Source organism: Cupriavidus sp. 22TCCZM04-2 (genome assembly GCF_057798895.1).
Genome location: NZ_JBYOJS010000015.1, coordinates 84,215 through 100,403, shown reverse-complemented (window position 1 = coordinate 100,403; position 16,189 = coordinate 84,215). Strand labels below are relative to the sequence as shown.

13 protein-coding genes are annotated in these 16,189 nt (G+C 69.4%); 2 read left to right on the top strand and 11 right to left on the bottom strand.

Features of this window, described 5'->3' with window-relative positions; translation table 11 throughout:
- Window positions 1–2: 2 nt before the first annotated feature.
- The 6 genes from AC3FKG_RS21170 to AC3FKG_RS21145 all read right to left on the bottom strand — a co-directional run bounded on the left by AC3FKG_RS21170 (window position 3) and on the right by AC3FKG_RS21145 (window position 6,576).
- On the bottom strand, window positions 3–1,025 hold the full coding sequence (locus AC3FKG_RS21170) for a porin (protein ID WP_488744075.1): 1,023 nt from the start codon (window positions 1,023–1,025) through the stop codon (window positions 3–5).
- An 81-nt stretch (window positions 1,026–1,106) separates the two neighbouring features.
- Window positions 1,107–2,102, bottom strand: a complete 996-nt coding sequence (locus AC3FKG_RS21165) for a Bug family tripartite tricarboxylate transporter substrate binding protein (RefSeq protein WP_483711975.1) — start codon at window positions 2,100–2,102, stop codon at window positions 1,107–1,109.
- Window positions 2,103–2,192: 90 nt separating this feature from the next.
- Window positions 2,193–3,371, bottom strand: a complete 1,179-nt coding sequence (locus AC3FKG_RS21160; RefSeq protein ID WP_483711976.1) for an acyl-CoA dehydrogenase family protein — start codon at window positions 3,369–3,371, stop codon at window positions 2,193–2,195.
- A gap of 37 nt (window positions 3,372–3,408) precedes the next feature.
- Window positions 3,409–4,632 carry an acyl-CoA dehydrogenase family protein gene (locus AC3FKG_RS21155; protein ID WP_488744042.1) on the bottom strand — a complete coding sequence of 408 codons (1,224 nt, stop codon included), beginning with the start codon at window positions 4,630–4,632 and terminating at the stop codon, window positions 3,409–3,411.
- A 13-nt stretch (window positions 4,633–4,645) separates the two neighbouring features.
- Window positions 4,646–5,356, bottom strand: a complete 711-nt coding sequence (locus tag AC3FKG_RS21150) for an enoyl-CoA hydratase/isomerase family protein (RefSeq protein ID WP_483711978.1) — start codon at window positions 5,354–5,356, stop codon at window positions 4,646–4,648.
- Window positions 5,353–6,576 (bottom strand): CaiB/BaiF CoA transferase family protein, encoded by a 1,224-nt coding sequence (locus tag AC3FKG_RS21145; protein ID WP_483711979.1) that lies wholly within the window; start codon window positions 6,574–6,576, stop codon window positions 5,353–5,355. The genes AC3FKG_RS21150 and AC3FKG_RS21145 overlap by 4 nt, the downstream gene beginning before the upstream one ends.
- Window positions 6,577–6,967: 391 nt before the next feature.
- Between AC3FKG_RS21145 and AC3FKG_RS21140 the strand changes: the two genes are divergently transcribed.
- The gene (locus tag AC3FKG_RS21140; RefSeq protein ID WP_488744041.1) at window positions 6,968–8,221 is read left to right on the top strand and encodes an alkyl sulfatase dimerization domain-containing protein; all 1,254 of its coding nucleotides are present in this window, start codon (window positions 6,968–6,970) and stop codon (window positions 8,219–8,221) included.
- 38 nt (window positions 8,222–8,259) lie between these two features.
- Here the strand turns inward: AC3FKG_RS21140 and AC3FKG_RS21135 are convergent, their stop codons facing one another.
- From AC3FKG_RS21135 to AC3FKG_RS21115, 5 genes are all read right to left on the bottom strand, one after another.
- Complete coding sequence (locus tag AC3FKG_RS21135; RefSeq protein WP_488744040.1) at window positions 8,260–9,270, bottom strand: tripartite tricarboxylate transporter substrate binding protein; 1,011 nt, start codon at window positions 9,268–9,270, stop codon at window positions 8,260–8,262.
- A gap of 16 nt (window positions 9,271–9,286) precedes the next feature.
- Complete coding sequence (locus tag AC3FKG_RS21130; RefSeq protein WP_488744039.1) at window positions 9,287–10,597, bottom strand: DUF1254 domain-containing protein; 1,311 nt, start codon at window positions 10,595–10,597, stop codon at window positions 9,287–9,289.
- A 55-nt stretch (window positions 10,598–10,652) separates the two neighbouring features.
- On the bottom strand, window positions 10,653–11,654 hold the full coding sequence (locus AC3FKG_RS21125; protein WP_483711983.1) for a Bug family tripartite tricarboxylate transporter substrate binding protein: 1,002 nt from the start codon (window positions 11,652–11,654) through the stop codon (window positions 10,653–10,655).
- A 101-nt stretch (window positions 11,655–11,755) separates the two neighbouring features.
- The gene (locus tag AC3FKG_RS21120) at window positions 11,756–13,927 is read right to left on the bottom strand and encodes an acetate--CoA ligase family protein (RefSeq protein ID WP_488744038.1); all 2,172 of its coding nucleotides are present in this window, start codon (window positions 13,925–13,927) and stop codon (window positions 11,756–11,758) included.
- A 37-nt stretch (window positions 13,928–13,964) separates the two neighbouring features.
- Window positions 13,965–14,771 (bottom strand): IclR family transcriptional regulator, encoded by an 807-nt coding sequence (locus AC3FKG_RS21115; RefSeq protein ID WP_483711985.1) that lies wholly within the window; start codon window positions 14,769–14,771, stop codon window positions 13,965–13,967.
- A 154-nt stretch (window positions 14,772–14,925) separates the two neighbouring features.
- Between AC3FKG_RS21115 and AC3FKG_RS21110 the strand changes: the two genes are divergently transcribed.
- Window positions 14,926–15,957: a LysR family transcriptional regulator gene (locus tag AC3FKG_RS21110; RefSeq protein WP_483711986.1), complete on the top strand. Its 1,032-nt coding sequence runs from the start codon at window positions 14,926–14,928 to the stop codon at window positions 15,955–15,957.
- Window positions 15,958–16,189: the final 232 nt, after the last annotated feature.

Below are 16,189 nucleotides of genomic sequence, written 5' to 3'. Positions count from 1 at the left end.
CTTCAGAACCGGTGGCGGAAGCCGACGCTCACGGACCGGGCATCGTCCCCGCTGCCCGGATCGATCGCGATGCTGTTGTTGGTGACGCTGCCGCCGGGACTGTTGTGCACAAGCACCGCACGCAGGTAAGCCGTGGTGCGCTTGCTCAGGTCATGGTCCCAGCCCAGCGTCACCGCCAGCGGCCATTGTCCGCCGCCAAGGATCTGTTGCTTGACTGCCGCAGCCTTGAACGTGTCTTGCTGCGTCACCGTCCAGCTCAGCGTCACGCCATAGTGCCGTGCCGAACGCGTATCGGGCCGGTTGCTGCTGGCCGCGTTGAACAGCAAGCCGACCTCGACCGGCGCGAACCTGTAGGAGCCGCCGACGAAATGGTTCGACGTCAGCGACGGATCGACCGGCACGTTGGCGCCCGTGTACATGCCCTGGTAGCTGTAGAACGCATAGGCGTTCCCTGCCTCGTAAGTCGCGTTCATGCCGAAGTTCAGGCCCGAGCGCGATGCGCCGGGCACCTCGCCCGGCGCCACGGCGGCCGTGAAGGAAAAGCCGCCCCAGTTCGGCGAGAAGTACTGCACCCCGTTGTCGAAGCGCGCGCCATAGGCAACCTGCCCGGTGCCCTGCGATGCCGTGGCGCTGAGCAGGTTGAACGGCGACACCGCGCCATTGAGCAGGAACGGGTCAAGCCGCAGCAGGGCATAGAACGACGGCGTGTACTGGCGGCCGAGCCGGAACTCGCCCCAGCCATCCGACAGGCCCATGTAGGCCTGCCGCCCGAACAGCCGGTTGTTGCCGAAGAACTCGGTACCGGTGTCGATATTGAAGCCCGATTCGACCAGGAAGTTCGCCTTCAGCCCGCCACCCAGGTCTTCGATCCCGCGGATGCCCCAGCGCGACGCAGCCTGCTGGCCTTCACGCATGCGCACCACGCTTTCCGATCCCTTCGCGTATTCGATCGAGGCATCCACCACGCCGAACAGCTGCATCGTGCCCGCCGCCGCAGTGCCGGCGGCCAGCGCCGCGCCCGCCATCCCCATCCCGATTGCCACCCACTGTCTGGCCTTCACGCTCGATCTCTCCCGTTCTCGTTGCTGGTTTGTCTTGCGGTGCGCTCACTGCGCCTCCAGTCCGGCCACTTTCACCACCTCGCCCCATGCGGCCAGGTCGGCGCTGAGCAGCGTGGCCAGTTCCGCCGCGCTCGTCGGCGTGGCCGGCTTCAGGTTCATCGCGGTAAAGCGTGCACGGTCTTGCGGCGACTGCAGGATGCGGTTGACCTCGGCGTTGAGCCGCGTCACGATCGGCGCCGGCAGGCCCCTGGGCCCGAACAGCGCCACCCAGCTCGCCTGCTGGAACGGCACGCCCTGCTCCGTCATGGTCGGTACGTCAGGCGTAGGCAACAGCCGCTCCGGGCCCGAGACCGCGATGCCACGGATACGGCCGGACTTCAGGAGCGGGATGGAGGAGATCGAATCCGTGATGCCGATGGTCACGTGGCCGGCGGCCAGGTCGTTGCTGCATTGGGTGGCGGTCTTGTACGGGATATGGCGCAGCCGGACGCCGGTTTTGGCCTTCAGGTACTCCATCGCCAGATGGCCGCCCGAGCCCACGCCCCATGAGCAGTACGCGAGTTCGGTCTTGCTGGCCTTCACGTAGGCCAGGAACTCCTGCAGGTTGCGCGCCGGCACGCTGGCGCTGACCGCCAGCAGGTTGCCGCCGGGCGCGCTGGGACGCGCGATCGGCGTGAAGTCCTTGAGCGGGTCATACGGCAGTGCCAGGGTGGTCCACGGATTCACCGTCAGCGTTGCCGAGTACGTGAACAGCAACGTGTAGCCGTCGGGCGCGGCACGCGCCACGGTCTCGCTGGCGATGATGCCGTTGGCGCCGGGGCGGTTGTCGATCACCACGGGTTGCCTGAGCGCGGTGCTCAGGCGCTCGGCAATCAGCCGCGCGGTCTGGTCCGTCACGGTGCCCGCGCCCGATGGCAGGACCATGCGGATCGGGCGGTTGGGATACGGGGCCTCGGCGTGCGCGGCGGCGGCGCTGGCCAGGGCCAGCGGCACGGCGAGCGCCGCGCCGGCCCAGCGGGTACCGGTGTGATGGCTGAACATGATGGGGTCTCCACTGCGGCGCATTGGCCGCCCAAGCCGGTGCATTGCCGGCGTGTCGTCAGAGGGCGCGCAGCGCCCAGGCAAAGCGACTCAGGCGGCAAGCGCCTGGGTCGCGTGATCGAGGGCCGAAAGCCGTTCGTAGTGCCAGTCGGCATCGCCGAACAGGTTGGCCAGCGCGGCCAGCCGCTTGTAGCAATGACCGATTTCCATCTCGTCGGTCATGCCAACCGCGCCGTGCAACTGCACCGCGTCTTCGCCGAGTGCGCGTCCGGCAACCGAGACGAAGGCCTTGGCCAGCGAGACCGCGCGCATCCGCGCGGGCGGACTGTCCTCCAGTGCCGCAGCGGCGGCTTCGGTGATGCAGCGCGCCTGCTCGACACTGACGTACAAGTCCACCAGCCGGTGGCGGATCACCTGGTTGGCGGTCAATGGCCGCCCGAACTGTTCGCGCGTGGCCAGGTAATCGCGTGTCAGCGCGAACGCACGCGCCATGGTGCCCACGGCTTCGGCGCAGGCCATGGTGGTGGCGCGATCGATCGCCGCGTCCACCGCCGGCCACGCGCCGCCCACGGCGCCGATGCGCGCGCTGTCGTCAACGCTCACGCGACTGAGCGTGACATGAGCGGTCTGTCGGCCGTCATAGGTCGGCAGTGGCTCGATGGCGACGCCACGCGAGCCGGCCGGCACGGCGAACAGCGTCAGGCCGTCGCGCTCGCGGCGCTGGCCGCTGGTGCGCGCCAGTACCAGCAGGATGTCCGCGCTGCCGCCGGCAAGGACCAGCGTTTTGCGGCCATCCAGCGTCCAGCCCGCCGGGCGGTCGCCAGCGCCGTGCGGCCGCGCGGATGTGTCGACGTCGAACGCGTCATAGCGTCCCTGCGGCTCCCACGCGGCCAGCGCCAGCATGGTGCGTCCGTCCGCCATCGCCGCGGCGGTGGCGGCATGGGCGGGGTCGAAGCACCCGGCCAGCAGCGGCCCGCACAACGCGGCATTGGCCAGCCACGGCTCGGCGGGTTGCGCGCTGCCAAGCGCCTCCGCCAGCGCCGCCTGGTCCGCGGCATCGCCAAATCCGCCGCAGGTTTCGGGCAGGCCCAGCGCGAGCCAGCCGAAGCCGGCAAACGCCTGCCAGTGCCGGCGCGAGAATCCACCGGGCTCGGCCAGCGCCGCGCGCCGCTGTTCAAAGCCGTAGTCACGTTCGACGTAGCGCTGCACACTTTCCTGCAGCATGCGGCGGTCGTCGGGGTCGTGATCGTGGTCGTGGGAATCGCTCATGGTCCTTTCCTTTCGCAAACTGAGGGTGGCCGGGGGGCTATAGCCCGAGCACCTGCCTGGCCAGCAATTCGTGCTGGATCTCGCTGGAGCCGCCGGCAATGGTGTAGCCGCGCGTCACGAAACGCCTGGCCGAAGCGGCTGCCGCATACGCGGATTGCCCTGGGCGTGGCGCCGCCGGTTCGAAATGCGCGGCACGGTCGTAGGGCAGCGTGTCCGGGCCCAGCGCGTCGACCGCCAGGTTCTCGATGTCCTGGATCAGGCGGCTGCCGAGCAGCTTGAGCATGCCGGTCTCGGGCCCGAGCCGTTCACCCGCGCGAGCGCGCCGGCGAAAGCGCAGCACGGTCGCGGCCAGCGCTTCGAGCCGCACGTCCAGTTCGCGGAACCGGCGCGCAAACCACGGCCGCTCCGTCAATGGCTGCCCACCCTCTTCGAGCTCCGCGGCGATGGCACGTACCTTGGCCAGGCGGCGCCGGTTCTCGGCCACGCGGGCGAGGTTCAGGCGCTCATGTTCGAGCAGCGACTTGGCAATCGACCAGCCCGCGTTCTCGTCGCCGACGCGGTTGTCGGCCGGCACTTCGACATCGTCGAAGAACACCTGGTTGAAGAGGTGCCAGCCGTGGATGCCCACCAGCGGGCGCACGCTGATGCCGGGGCTGCGCATGTCGATCAGCAGGAAGCTGATGCCCTGCTGTGCGCGCGCCGCGCTGTCGGTACGCACCAGGCAGAAGATCCAGTCCGCGTACTGCGCATAGGACGTCCAGATCTTGCTGCCGTTGACGACATAGACCTCGGTGCCGTCCGCGCGCGTCTTGCGCACCGCATGCGTCTTCAGCGAGGCGAGGTCGGAGCCGGCGTTGGGCTCCGAATACCCCTGGCACCACCAGTGCTCCAGGCTGAGGATGCGCGGCAGGAAATACTGCTGCTGCGCTGGCGTGCCATAGCGGATCAGTATCGGCCCGATCATCTCGATGGAGATACCGCCGGTCTCGGGCGCGTGGGCGAGCACCAGTTCCTCCTGGAACACGGCGCGCCGCTCGGCGCTCCAGCCCAGTCCGTGCCAGTCGCGCGGCCAGTGCGGTGCAAGCCAGCCGCGTTCTGCCAGCCGGCGCTGCCAGTCGATCATCTCGTCCTTGCCGACTTCCAGGCCCAGGCGCACCTTCTCGCGCACGGCGTGCGGCAATGCCTGGACGACAAAGGCGCGCACTTCACGACGGAACTCGTGCAGCGCGGCTTCGCTGTCATGGATGGTGGAATCGCTCATGCGGGATCTCGCTTCAGTCATGGGTATCGCGGCACGCGCCGAGCCACTGCGGCAGCGCCATGCGCGTGCTGGCGGCGCGCATGCCGCGCTTGATCGCAGCCACGCCGTCCGCCGGGAATGCGGCAATGGTCGCTGCCATGCCGCACGCGCGGTCCAGTACCTGCGCGTCGGCGGTGACTTCCGTTGCGATGCCGAGCCGCAACAACTCCGCAGCGGGCACCCTGTCGCCCAGCAGGCACAACCGCGCCGCCACCGCTTCGGCGTGCCGCAGCGCGAGCCATGCCGCATTGCGCGGCGCGGCCATGCCAAGGCGGATCTCGCCGATCTGCAGGAAGGCGCCGGCGCCGCAGACCATCAGGTCGGCGGCCAGTGCCAGCGCCGCGCCGCCGTTGATCGCATGGCGCTCAAGCGCCACGATCCATGCCTTGCGGCTTTGCAGCAGCGACAGGTGGACGCGCTCCCAGACCTGCGCGAACTTCGCCATCCCGTCCGGCTCGGCCTGCAGCGCCGGCAGGTCGAGGCCCGAGCAGAATGCGCCATCGGCACCGCGCAGCACGACCGCACGGGTGGACGCGTCGGCATTGACACTGTCGATCGCCGCAGCCAATGCGCACGCCAGCGCGCCATCCACGGCATTGCGGCGCGCGGGCCGATTCAGCACGATCTCGGTCCAGCCGGCATGGCGCTCCAGCAGCACCGGCGCCGGGGTTTCGGTTGCGCTCATGCGAGCTCTCCTTGCGCGCTGCCGATGCCGATGGCGCCGGCGCGCACCAGCGCGTCGACCTCGACGGCATCGTAGCCAAGCTCGGTCAGCACTTCGGCGGTGTGCTGGCCCAGCTTCGGCACAACGCGAATGTCGTCCTCCGGCAGGCTCGCCATCGTGAACGGCAACCCCGGCAGTTCGAGCCAGCCACCCTCGCCGTTGCCAACCCTGCGCAGGATGCCGCTGGCACGCACGTCGGCGCTGGCGCCGACCTGGTGGTAATCGCGCACCACGCCGACGACCACCTGGTGGCGTTCGAGCAAGGCGCGCGCGGCGTCGCCGCTCAGGTGGCGCAGCGCATCGTGCAGCACCGCCAGCAGCGCCGCGCGGTTCTGCACGCGCAACGCATTGCTGGCGAAGCGCGGATCGTGCACGAGCGCGGGACTGCCGATCGCTTCGCACAGCCGTGCCCAGTGCTCGTCCAGATACGCGGACAGCACCACATGGCCGTCGGCTACCGCGATGACATCGGCCGCAGGCGCAGCCTTGGGCTGGCTGTTGCCGCTACGTACTGGCAGCGCGCCGGAACACTGGTACTCCGCCCAGAGCTGCGCCTGCAGTTGCACGCCAACCTGCAGCAGCGATGTCTCGATGGTTTCGCCCATGCCGGTGCGCAGGCGGCGGAACAGCGCGGCGAGAATGGCGTTGCCGGCGGCCAGCGCCGTGGCTGCGTCGATCAGCGCAAAGCCGGCTTTCAACGGCTGTCCGCCCGCTTCGCCGGTCACGGACATCATGCCGCTTTCGGCTTGCGCGGCAATGTCGAGCCCGGGCCGCGAGCGCGACGGCCCGCGCGTGCCGAAGCCGCTGATGGACGCATGGATCAGTTCCGGCCTGGCGGCGCGCAGCGTGGCGGCATCCAGCCCCAGCGCTTCCATCACGCCGTGGCGCGTGTTGTGCAGCACCACGTCGCTGGCCAGCGCGAGCCGCCGCGCCGTTTCCACGCCGCCGCGGCTGCGCAGGTCCAGCGCGATGCCGCGCTTGCCGCGGTTGTACGCCATGAACATCGGGCTCTGCGCGCTGGTGCCGTCGAAGCGCCGCGCACTGTCGCCGCGCAGCGCTTCCACCTTGACCACGTCCGCCCCGAGGTCGGCCAGCATCATGGCGGCGCCTGGCGCCGCGATGAACTGCCCGAACTCCGCTACCCGAATTCCTGCCAGCGGCAGGTCTTGACGGCTTGCCATGCGATTCACTCCATGCCGGCGCGGCCGGCGTTGCGATGATGCGAAAGGATCATGCGGCATGCACACGGATCCGGGCAGCTGTCAGGTTCGCGCTGGCGCAAACCTGCGGTTAGCACCCCACGGCGCTCCAGCCCTTGCTGCTGGCATAGCGCAGCGGGCGCCGGCTGGGAACTGCCGTGCAACGCCGGCTGCCAACCAGCGGTTCACACCGCGACGCGGTGAACGGCTGCCATCCCCCGCCAGCGCTGGGCTGGCGAGCGGCGGCCAGGTGCGGAGCGGAGTTTCCCCAATCGCCATGCGCCGTCGCCTCGACTGAAATTACCGCTGGAGGAAACCGCCACAGCAAGGCACGAGGGGTGCCGCAAACCCAGTTTTCGCTAAGGAGTCACGCATGCAGGATCTCGAGGAAAAGGCCGTCGCACTGGTGACCGGCACCGGCATCGAAGCCGTCGACGATGGTGTCTGGCTGCTGCACGGCCAGGGGCAGAGCTTTGTTGCGGATGTCGGTGGTGGCCTGCTGGTGGTCGACAGCGGCCCGGGCGGCCGCGTCACCGCCGGCATGATTGACGCGCTGCGCACGCAGACCAGCCTGCCGCTGCTGGCGATCTGCTACAGCCACGGCCATATGGGCTACAACGCCGGCGTGCGGCAGTGGCTGGACCACGCCGCGGCGCGCGGCGAAACAGCACCGCGCTTGCTGGCCCACGTGAACGTGCTGGCACGCCAGGCACGCTACCGGGAAACCAGCCGCATGCAGGAGCGCATGGCGGAGATCCAGTTCCGCCGGCCCGCCGGCGCCCTGGCGGGCAAACTGGGCCACACCGCGCCAACCGAGACCTTTGCGGACGGCCTGACCCTGGGCCACGGCGATGCCCGCGCGGAGATCCTGTGGGCACCGTCCGAGACCGACGATGCCGTCGCGGTATGGCTGCCGGGACGCCGGCTGCTGTACGGCGGCCCGGCTGTCATCGATTCCATTCCCAACATCGGCACGCCGTTCCGCACGCTGCGCGACACCGTGCGCTGGGCCGAGACGCTGGAACGCATGGCCGCGCTGCAGCCGCGCACCGTCGTGCGCGAATTCGGACCGACGCTGCGCGGTGTGGACGAATGCGAGCGCGTGCTGACCCACACGGCGCGCGCGCTGCGCTGGCTGCGCGCCGAGGTAGTCCGGCTGATGAACGACGGCTGCAACGAGCGCCAGATGCTCGCCGCGCTCAAGCCGCCGCCGGAACTGTTCGACACGCCGTGGATGCGGCCCACGTATGGCGACCCGAGCTATATCGCACGCGACATCTATCGCTCGGAGAACGGCTGGTGGGACCGCAATGCGACCACGCTGCACCCGGCTGCGCCACAGGAATGCGCAGCGGAGATTGCCGCGGCCGTGGCCGACCACGGCGCGCTGATCCGCCATGCGCAGTCACTCGCGGCACGCGGCGCCACCCAGCTCGCACTGCACGTGATCGACGTGCTGGCGCTGGCCCCGGGCGATGCGCCCACGCTGGCCGAAGCGCGCCGGCTCAAGGCCGCATGGCTGCGCCAGCGTGCCGGCCAGGTCAGGAGCTATGTCTCGCGCAGCCTGTACGGCACCGCCGCGGACATGCTGGAGACCGGCGCGACCGATACCTTTGGCCTTCACTGAGCCACGCCGCGCAGCCCGCGCCCAGGGGCGCGGCTATCCTATTCCAGCACCACGCCGCTGCTCTTGATGACGGCGCTCCACTTGCTCACCTCCGCATCGATGAAGCGCGCAAACGTGGCACTGTCGCCCGGCTCGGCTTGCAAGCCGAGCGCGGCCAGCTTGTTGCGCACGTCGCTGTCGGCCAGCACGGCGCTGGCATCGCGGTTGAGCTGCTGAACGATGGCGGCGGGCGTGCGCGCCGGCGCCATCAGGCCGAACCAGCCAGAACCGACCACACCCGCAAAGCCCTGTTCGGCAAAGGTGGGCGCATCCGGATAGACCGGCGTGCGCTGTTCCGATGCCACCGCCAGCACCCGCAACTGGCCCGCCTTGATAAACGGGAGCGCAGATGTGATTGCGGTCAGCGTGGCATCCACGCGGCCGGCCAGCAGTTCGGTGTAAGCGGTCGTGTCGCCGCGGTAGTGAACGCTCAGCGCCTTGAATTTCGCCTGGGCCGCGAACAGCTCGGCCGTCAGGTGCGGCCCCGAGCCCGCGCCGGGCGACGCAAAGGTAGCGCCGCCGGGTTTTGCGCGCGCCATCCGCACGAAGTCCGCGACCGAGCGCAGCGGCGAATCCGCCTTGACGATCAGGAAGATGGGGCCGATCACACGCGGGCCCACCGCGGTGAAATCCTTGTGGATGTCGTATGGCTGCGGCAGGCCGGCCGCCGTGTTGATGGCGAACGGCGCCGCCGCCCACAGCAGCGTGTAGCCGTCTGGCGCGGCGCGCGCCAGCGTCTCGTTGGCCACGCGGGTGCCGGCGCCCGGCTTGTTCTCGACCACGAACTGCTGGCCGTACTTGCGGCTCAACGCTTCGGCCAGCAGCCGGGCCGAGGTATCGTTGGACCCGCCGGGGCCGTATGGGGAGATCAGCCGCACCGTGCGCGCCGGGTATCCCTGCGCCAGCGCAGCCCACGGCGCCAGTGCCGGCGCAGCGCCCAGAAGCAACAGGTCCCGTGCGCGTGCCAGCATGGCCCGGCGCGATATCCGCGATTTCGTGTCAGTGTTCATCTTCCCCCTCCGCTCATCAGGAAATGCGGCGTACGGCCGGGATGCGGTACTGGCCTTCGATGAAGGCCGGTGCCGGGTGATAGAGACGCAGGATCAGGTAGAACGGACCCGCAGGCGCCGGCAGCCAGTTGTCGGCATGCCCCGGGCGCTTGTGCGAGATGGGAATGACCAGGCTGCCGTCGGGCTCGATGCGCAGGCCGGGTGTGCGATCGCCCACCGCGTAGCGGCCGATCTCGTTGGCGCTGAAGAAGCGGTCCTCGCCGTACAGCGAGACCGACCAGAAGGCCTGCGCGGGCGGCAGCATGCCGGGAGCAAAGCGCAACGCGTATGTGTGTTCCCCGTGCAATCGCTCACCGTCCGCGTCGAAGTCGGCCATCGCGTAGATCGCCTCGTCGGCCCGCAGCGCGCCGAGGCCTTTCATGGCGGTGCAGGCGCGCTGCAGCCAGTCATCGCCATAGACGCCGAGCTTCAGGCTGTAGCCCCAGCTCTTGCGCCCCTGGCTGCGCGTATGCGCCTCGATCAGCTGCATGGCCTGGCGGTACGCGTTTTCCAGGCCCGCACGGACCTCAGCGCGTAGCGCGGCGAGGTCCACCTCGTCCTCTGCTCTCAGGCCTGCCTTGCGCAGCAGCGTCAGCACGCCCTGCTCCCGTTCGGCAGGCGGGATCTCGCGCAGCGCGTTGAACAGGTTCTGGAAGAAATCGAGCGCCTCATTGCCGGTCTCGCTCCAGGCGCGCACGCATTGGGGCAACGCCTTGCCCGGCGCGTCGAGCGCAAAGCCGCACTCAAAGGCATGGGCGGCAGCGAGGTCGCCGGGGCCCTGCACCAGCACGCGGCCCAGCAGCCAGACCAGCGAAGTCGGACAGGCCACGACATGGCTGCCTGTTGCCGTCTGGCCGGGCCCGACCAGCGTGACGGTGGCGCCTTCGGCCGGCACATTGCGCGGGCCCAGGTTCTCGAAATTGTTGGTCCAGGCGTCCAGCAGTTCCACCACGTAGTACCGGTCGCGTTCCGGCAGCGGCGGCACGCGCAGCGTGACCGGGCCGTCGGCCAGGTTGATCCAGCCGCAGAAATAAAGCAGGTCATTGGCAGGCGTGACGACGTCGCGGTCTTCATGCGTCCACTGGCGCGCGCTGGCGGACAGCGTGTTGACCGGCGCGCGGCCGTAGCCGGTTGCTGCGCTGACGGCGGTCTGCACGCGGCAGGTGCGCAAGGTCTCGATCAGCGGATAGCCGTAGATCACGACCGGCAAGGCCGCCGCGGCGACCAGCGCCTCCTGGCTGGAGCCATAGACGGGGGTGGAGAAGAACTGTGGCGCGGGATGGTTCATGCGGGACTCGGTTAATGTGAATCGGGGACGGGTGCGTGCTGGCGCGGGCAGCGTTTCATTCCTGCGCGGCACCGCTCGACTTGACCAGCGCCGCCCAGGCCGTCACATCGCTGCGCATCTGCGCGGCAAAGGCGCTGCGTGGCTGCGGTGCGTAGCGCATGCCCAGTGCATCGGCCTGCGCCCTGATGGCGGGATTGGCCATGGCGGCTACCGTAGCGCGCTCCAGCTTGTCGACGATGCCGGACGGCGTGCGTGCCGGGGCGAACAAGGCGAACCAGCTATCGACGCCGAACGCGACGCCGGCTTCGGTAAAGGTCGGCACCTCCGGCAACGCGGGCGAGCGCTCGGAGCCGGTGACGGCCAGCGCCCTCACCTTCCCGCCGCGGATCAGCGGCAGCGTGCCGGCAAGGTCGGACATGGCCACGGGCAGCGTGCCGCCGATCACATCGGTCAGCATCGGGTTGACGCCCTTGTACGGGATGTGGCGCAGGTGGATGCCGCTCAGTACGTTGAGGCTCTCGCCAGCCAGGTGGCCGCCCGAGCCCGTGCCCCACGAGCCATAGGTCAGGTCCGCGCCCGGGCGCTTCGCCGCCGCGATCAGCGCGGGCAGATCGCGGCCGGTGAAGCCGGGGCCGGCGATCAGCACATTGCCGCCGTAGAACAACCGGCTGACCGGCACGAAATCGCGCAACGGGTCATACGGCAGCTTCGGGAAGATGGCCGGCGCAATCGCATGCGTGGCGGAGATACCGAGTACCAGCGTGTAGCCATCCGGCGCGGAACGCGCGACCTGCGCCGAGCCGATGGTGCCGGTGGCACCCGCCACGTTCTCCACCACCACGGTCTGCCCGAGTTCCTTCGACAGTCCCGCCGCCAGCAGCCGGCCCACCACGTCGGTCCCGCCTCCCGGGGGAAACGGCACGACCAGCCGGATCGGCTTGTCGGGATAGGGGCCCGCATGCGCGCCGGGTGCTCCCCCGCAGATTGCGGTCACGGCGAGCGCGCCCAGTCCGCGCAGCACCATGCGCCGTGCCGGCAAGTGCGTCTGCAAATGCATGCTTGTCTCCTTTGATGTCTTGAGGTACTGCCGCGGAGCAGGCGCCCGTCTGTGCGGGCATCCTTGCCACCGTATCGTGTTGCAATGCGCTCCCTGTGTGTCTATGGAGCGGGGGGACCGGACTGGCGAAGCGTCACGACAGCGTCGGCGGCTACGAGGCCCTGCGCCGTGACAATGAACGGATTGATCTCGATCGTATCGAGCCGGTCGCCCAGTTGCGCAGCAAGCCGCGACACACTGGCCAGTACCTGTGCAGCGGTATCCAGGACGATTTGCGGATGGCCCCGGTGTCCTTCGCATAGCGCAGCGGCCTTGCTCTGGCGCAGCATGTCGCGCGCTTGCGCAGGCGACAGCGGGGCCAGGCCGCAGGCGGTCTGGCGAAAGATCTCGACGGCCGTGCCGCCGATGCCCGCCAGCGCGACCAGCCCGAACACCGGATCGCGCCGCACACCCACCATCACCTCGCCCCAGCCGCGCACCATGCGCGCCACCAGCACGCCTTCGAACGGGACCGGCGCGCCGCTGTTCGTGCGCACGCCGGCGACGGCCTGCACCATGCGGCCGAAGGCGTCGCGCACGGCCTGCGCATCGGCGAGATTCAGTGCCACGCCGCCCACATCGCTCTTGTGCAGGATGTCGCGCGAACACAGCTTCACCACCACGGGGTAGCCCAGGCGTGCGGCAATGCGCACGGCTTCTTCAGCATCGCGCGCCAGGTCATGCGGGGCCACCGGTACCCCGGCACCAGCAAGCAGCTGCATGGCCTCGTACTCGGACAGCGCCGTAGCCGTGGGCGGGACATCGCGCAGCAGACCGGCGTGCGATGCGGGTTGCGGAGGCTGATCGGCCGCGCCGCGTTCCCGTTCCATGGCCGCTGCACGCGCCAGCGTGGCCACCGCCTCCACCGCATGGCCTGGCTCGCGGAAGACCAGGCAGCCGCGGGCTTCCAGCCACGCGCGCTTGTCGTCGTCGACGATGCCCGCCATCAGCAGTGGCGCCGCCTCAGGGTCTTCGGCGAGCGCGCCGATGGTCTGCTGCAGCTCCGGCCACAGCCGCGGGGCATTGGCGCCACCGGCCAGGAATGCGGTCACGCAACCATAGGCCCCGCTGCGTGCCACGCTGGCCATGGCGTCCATGAAGACACGCGGTTGCGCCACCACCTGCCCCGTTACGTCGATCGGGTTGGCCGTGCTCGCGAACGGGATGGCGGTACACAGGGCCGCTGCCGCCGCGTCCGGCATCGGGGGCAGCGGCAGGCCCAGCTGTTCGGCGCGGTCGGCCATCATGATGCCCACGCCGCCCGACACGGTGACGATCGCCAGCGGCGTGGCGGCAGCGGCCTCGCACCCGTCCGGGCGCTGCCACGATGACGGCCGCCGGCCGCGCGACAGCACATAGCCAAGCCGGAAGAACTCTTCCAGCGTATGCGCGCGGTGCACGCCGTAGGCGTCGAACACCGCCTGGTACACCGCGTCTTCGCCGGTCAGGCTGGCCGTGTGCGATTGCGCGGAGCGCGCGCCGGCCGCGGTGGTGCCGACCTTGGTGATCACGACGGGCTTGCCGGCCGCACGCGCGGCGGCAAGTGCCTGGCGCAGGCGCGTGCCGTCGCGGCAGCCTTCGATGTAGGCCAGGATCACGCGCGTATTCGGATCATCGGCCAGCCAGGCGATCACATCGGCCACCTGCAGCCCGGCCTCGTTGCCGGTCGTGACCCAGTGGCTCAGGCCCAGGCCCGCTTCGCGCGCGAGCGCATACGCATAGGCGCCGAACGCGCCGCTCTGGCTCACCAGGCCGACTTCGCCGACCGGCGGCGTGCCGCTCAGCGCGATCGGCGAAAACGTGGCGAACATGCGCTCGCGCAGGTTCATTGCGCCCAGGCAGTTGGGACCGAGCAGCGTGACGCCGGCCTCGCGCGCGCGGCTTGCGAGCCGGGCCTGCCTCTGCACGCCGGATTCGCCTGCCTCGGCGAAGCCCGAGGTGAAGACCACCGCGGCGCGCGCGCCGTTGCCGGCAAGCTGCGCCATGACATCCTCGCTGGCAACCGCCGGCACCGCGACGATGGCCAGGTCCACCGCCTCGCCGATATCGGACAGCGAGCCATACGCCCGCAGGCCCTGCACTTCGGCCGCGGACGGGTTGACCGGAAAGATGCGTCCCGCATAGCCGAGTTCGCGCAGCAGCCGGATCGGCATGCCACCCACCTTGTCCGGCTGGGTGGACGCACCGACCACCGCGATCGAACGCGGGTACAGCAGGGAATTCAGGTCAACCATACGGAAGTCTCCAGGTCTTGTGGCCAGGGGGCGGCTGCTATGGGTGCAGGCCGCTGGCGGCCTCGATGGATCGGACCATCTCCCTCAGCAGGGGCGCCACTTTCTTTTCCATCATCCCGCGCTTCACCTGCGAGCCGGGTACGGCACAGTTGAACAGCAGCGGACGGTTCAGGTAGCGGATGCGCGAGTAGACGCCCACGCCGTGCACGCCGATCCCCGCATCCCCTTCATTGATCGCGAAACCGCGCTTCGGGTAGTGGGCGACGTTGTGGCACAGCGTGTCGTAGAAGGCCGCGTATTCGTCGGGCCGCTCCTCGCTCGCGGCCATCATCAGCGTTTCGAACTCCGCCTTTGACAAGGTGCACAGGTAGGCGCGGCCCATTGCCGTACTGAGCACCGAGCGCACGGCGCCGGTGCCGGGGCGGGCCGGCGTGCCTTCGTTGTGGGTGCAGGACTGCAGGTAGGTCACGTCGAGCCGGTGCGCCACGCCCATCGACACGGCGCCCTCGATGCGGTCGGCCAGTTCCTGCATCAGCGGTCGGGCCACGTGGCGCACGGGTAGCCCGGTCAGGTAGGGGTAGCCGAGCGCCAGCACCTGCGCGCTGACGAAGTACTTGTCGAGCTTGGGATCCCAATCAAGATAGCCAAGCTCGAACAGCGTGCGGCAAATGCGCGACACCGTGGCGCGCGGCAGTTGCAGGCGCTGCGCGAGTTCGCCATTGCCAAGCGGGCGCGGCTCGTCGATGAAGCAGCGCAGCAAGGCAAAACCCTTGGCCAGCAAGCCCCCGAAGGACGGATCCTCGCGGCGGCGCTCGGCAATGAATTGTTCGACGGGCAGGTTCATGGCGTTTCCTCTTTAACCAGTCTGGACAGCGCGCCGCCCAGTGTCAAAAAGTGGAATCTATTTCCACATATTGGAAATATAGGCCATGACCTTGCCCCATTTACGGGTACGCCATAAGGTACAGCCGACACCGATTCGAAACCGGATTGCCCGCATGCGACTCAGCCAGATCCAGGATTTCATCGCGGTGGCGGAAGGCGGCAGCATCCGCGCCGCCGCGCGGTCGCGCGACGTGTCGGCGCCGGCGCTGACCAAGAGCATTCGCCAGCTGGAAGAGGAACTGCACGTGCCGTTGCTCACCCGGACGACGCGCGGGGTCGTGCTGTCGCACTATGGCGAGGCCTTCCTGCGCCGAGCGCGGCTGATAGCCGCCGAGGCGCGTCGGGCCACGGAAGAGATGACGCAGATGCTCGGAGCGCGGACCGGCACGGTGCGCATCGGCGTCACCGGCGGTCCTGCGCACCTGCTGCTGCCCGCCGCATTGAACCGTTTCCGCCGCCAGCATCCGGAAGTCCAGGTGAACATCGACAGCGGCCGCTATGCGGTGCATTTGCAGGATCTGCGCGCGGGCCTGATCGACGTGGCGGTGAGCCCCATTCCCGACGAAGGCATCGAGCATGACTTCATCTGCGAGCCGCTCTACAACAACGACTCCGTCGTGGTCGCGCACCGGGACCACCCGTTGCGCCATGCGCGCACGTTGCGTGAACTGGTCGGTTCCGAGTGGATACTGACCACCTGCCGCATGCACGGCCCCGGGGCGGCCATCATGGACGCCTTCCGCGCGCAGGACCTGCCGTTGCCGCACGTGGCCGTGCGCTGCGACACCTTCGGCATCATCCAGGCCCTGCTGCAGGACCGCAGGCTGCTGTGCATGGTGGCGCGCCAGCTCATGCAGGGCCGGCTGGCCGGCACGAATGGGCTGGCTGTCCTGCCGATCGAAGACCCGCTACCGAGCCACACCGTCTGCCTGGCCTACCGTGCCGATTCCCCGATGCCGCCGGTGGTGGCGAGCTTCGCCGCGCAACTGCGGCGCGAGGCGCACTACCTGATCAACATGCCGGACAGCCCGCTGCGGCGCCCCGGCGCGCAGCCGCCATTGCCGTCGCCGTTGCAGGACAGTGCAGCGACGCAGGCCTGCGCTACCGCGCGCCAGGCGCGCGCAATCGATCCGCTCATGACATAGGCGCGCCGGCATCGGCATGCGCAAACAGCTGCTGGACCGTGCCGCGAAGGTCCGCGAGATCCGCCTCGAGGCCGGCATGGTCGTGATGCAGACGCTCGGGCATAACGATGGTCGTCGTCACCCATGAAATGGCAATTGCGCGTAAGCAAACGATCGCTACGCGCGCTGGCGCGCCGCGAGCAGACGATCTCGGCGCTGAATATCGAGACGGAGCAGGACGCGAGGCCTCCCC

Excerpts from the sequence above, each read along its gene's own strand:
- AC3FKG_RS21170 (WP_488744075.1), bottom strand. The coding sequence starts at position 1,025 with ATGGCGGGCGCGGCGCTGGCCGCCGGCACTGCGGCGGCGGGCACGATG.
- AC3FKG_RS21165 (WP_483711975.1), bottom strand. The coding sequence starts at position 2,102 with ATGTTCAGCCATCACACCGGTACCCGCTGGGCCGGCGCGGCGCTCGCC.
- AC3FKG_RS21160 (WP_483711976.1), bottom strand. The coding sequence starts at position 3,371 with ATGAGCGATTCCCACGACCACGATCACGACCCCGACGACCGCCGCATG.
- AC3FKG_RS21155 (WP_488744042.1), bottom strand. The coding sequence starts at position 4,632 with ATGAGCGATTCCACCATCCATGACAGCGAAGCCGCGCTGCACGAGTTC.
- AC3FKG_RS21150 (WP_483711978.1), bottom strand. The coding sequence starts at position 5,356 with ATGAGCGCAACCGAAACCCCGGCGCCGGTGCTGCTGGAGCGCCATGCC.
- AC3FKG_RS21145 (WP_483711979.1), bottom strand. The coding sequence starts at position 6,576 with ATGGCAAGCCGTCAAGACCTGCCGCTGGCAGGAATTCGGGTAGCGGAG.
- AC3FKG_RS21140 (WP_488744041.1), top strand. The coding sequence starts at position 6,968 with ATGCAGGATCTCGAGGAAAAGGCCGTCGCACTGGTGACCGGCACCGGC.
- AC3FKG_RS21135 (WP_488744040.1), bottom strand. The coding sequence starts at position 9,270 with ATGAACACTGACACGAAATCGCGGATATCGCGCCGGGCCATGCTGGCA.
- AC3FKG_RS21130 (WP_488744039.1), bottom strand. The coding sequence starts at position 10,597 with ATGAACCATCCCGCGCCACAGTTCTTCTCCACCCCCGTCTATGGCTCC.
- AC3FKG_RS21125 (WP_483711983.1), bottom strand. The coding sequence starts at position 11,654 with ATGCATTTGCAGACGCACTTGCCGGCACGGCGCATGGTGCTGCGCGGA.
- AC3FKG_RS21120 (WP_488744038.1), bottom strand. The coding sequence starts at position 13,927 with ATGGTTGACCTGAATTCCCTGCTGTACCCGCGTTCGATCGCGGTGGTC.
- AC3FKG_RS21115 (WP_483711985.1), bottom strand. The coding sequence starts at position 14,771 with ATGAACCTGCCCGTCGAACAATTCATTGCCGAGCGCCGCCGCGAGGAT.
- AC3FKG_RS21110 (WP_483711986.1), top strand. The coding sequence starts at position 14,926 with ATGCGACTCAGCCAGATCCAGGATTTCATCGCGGTGGCGGAAGGCGGC.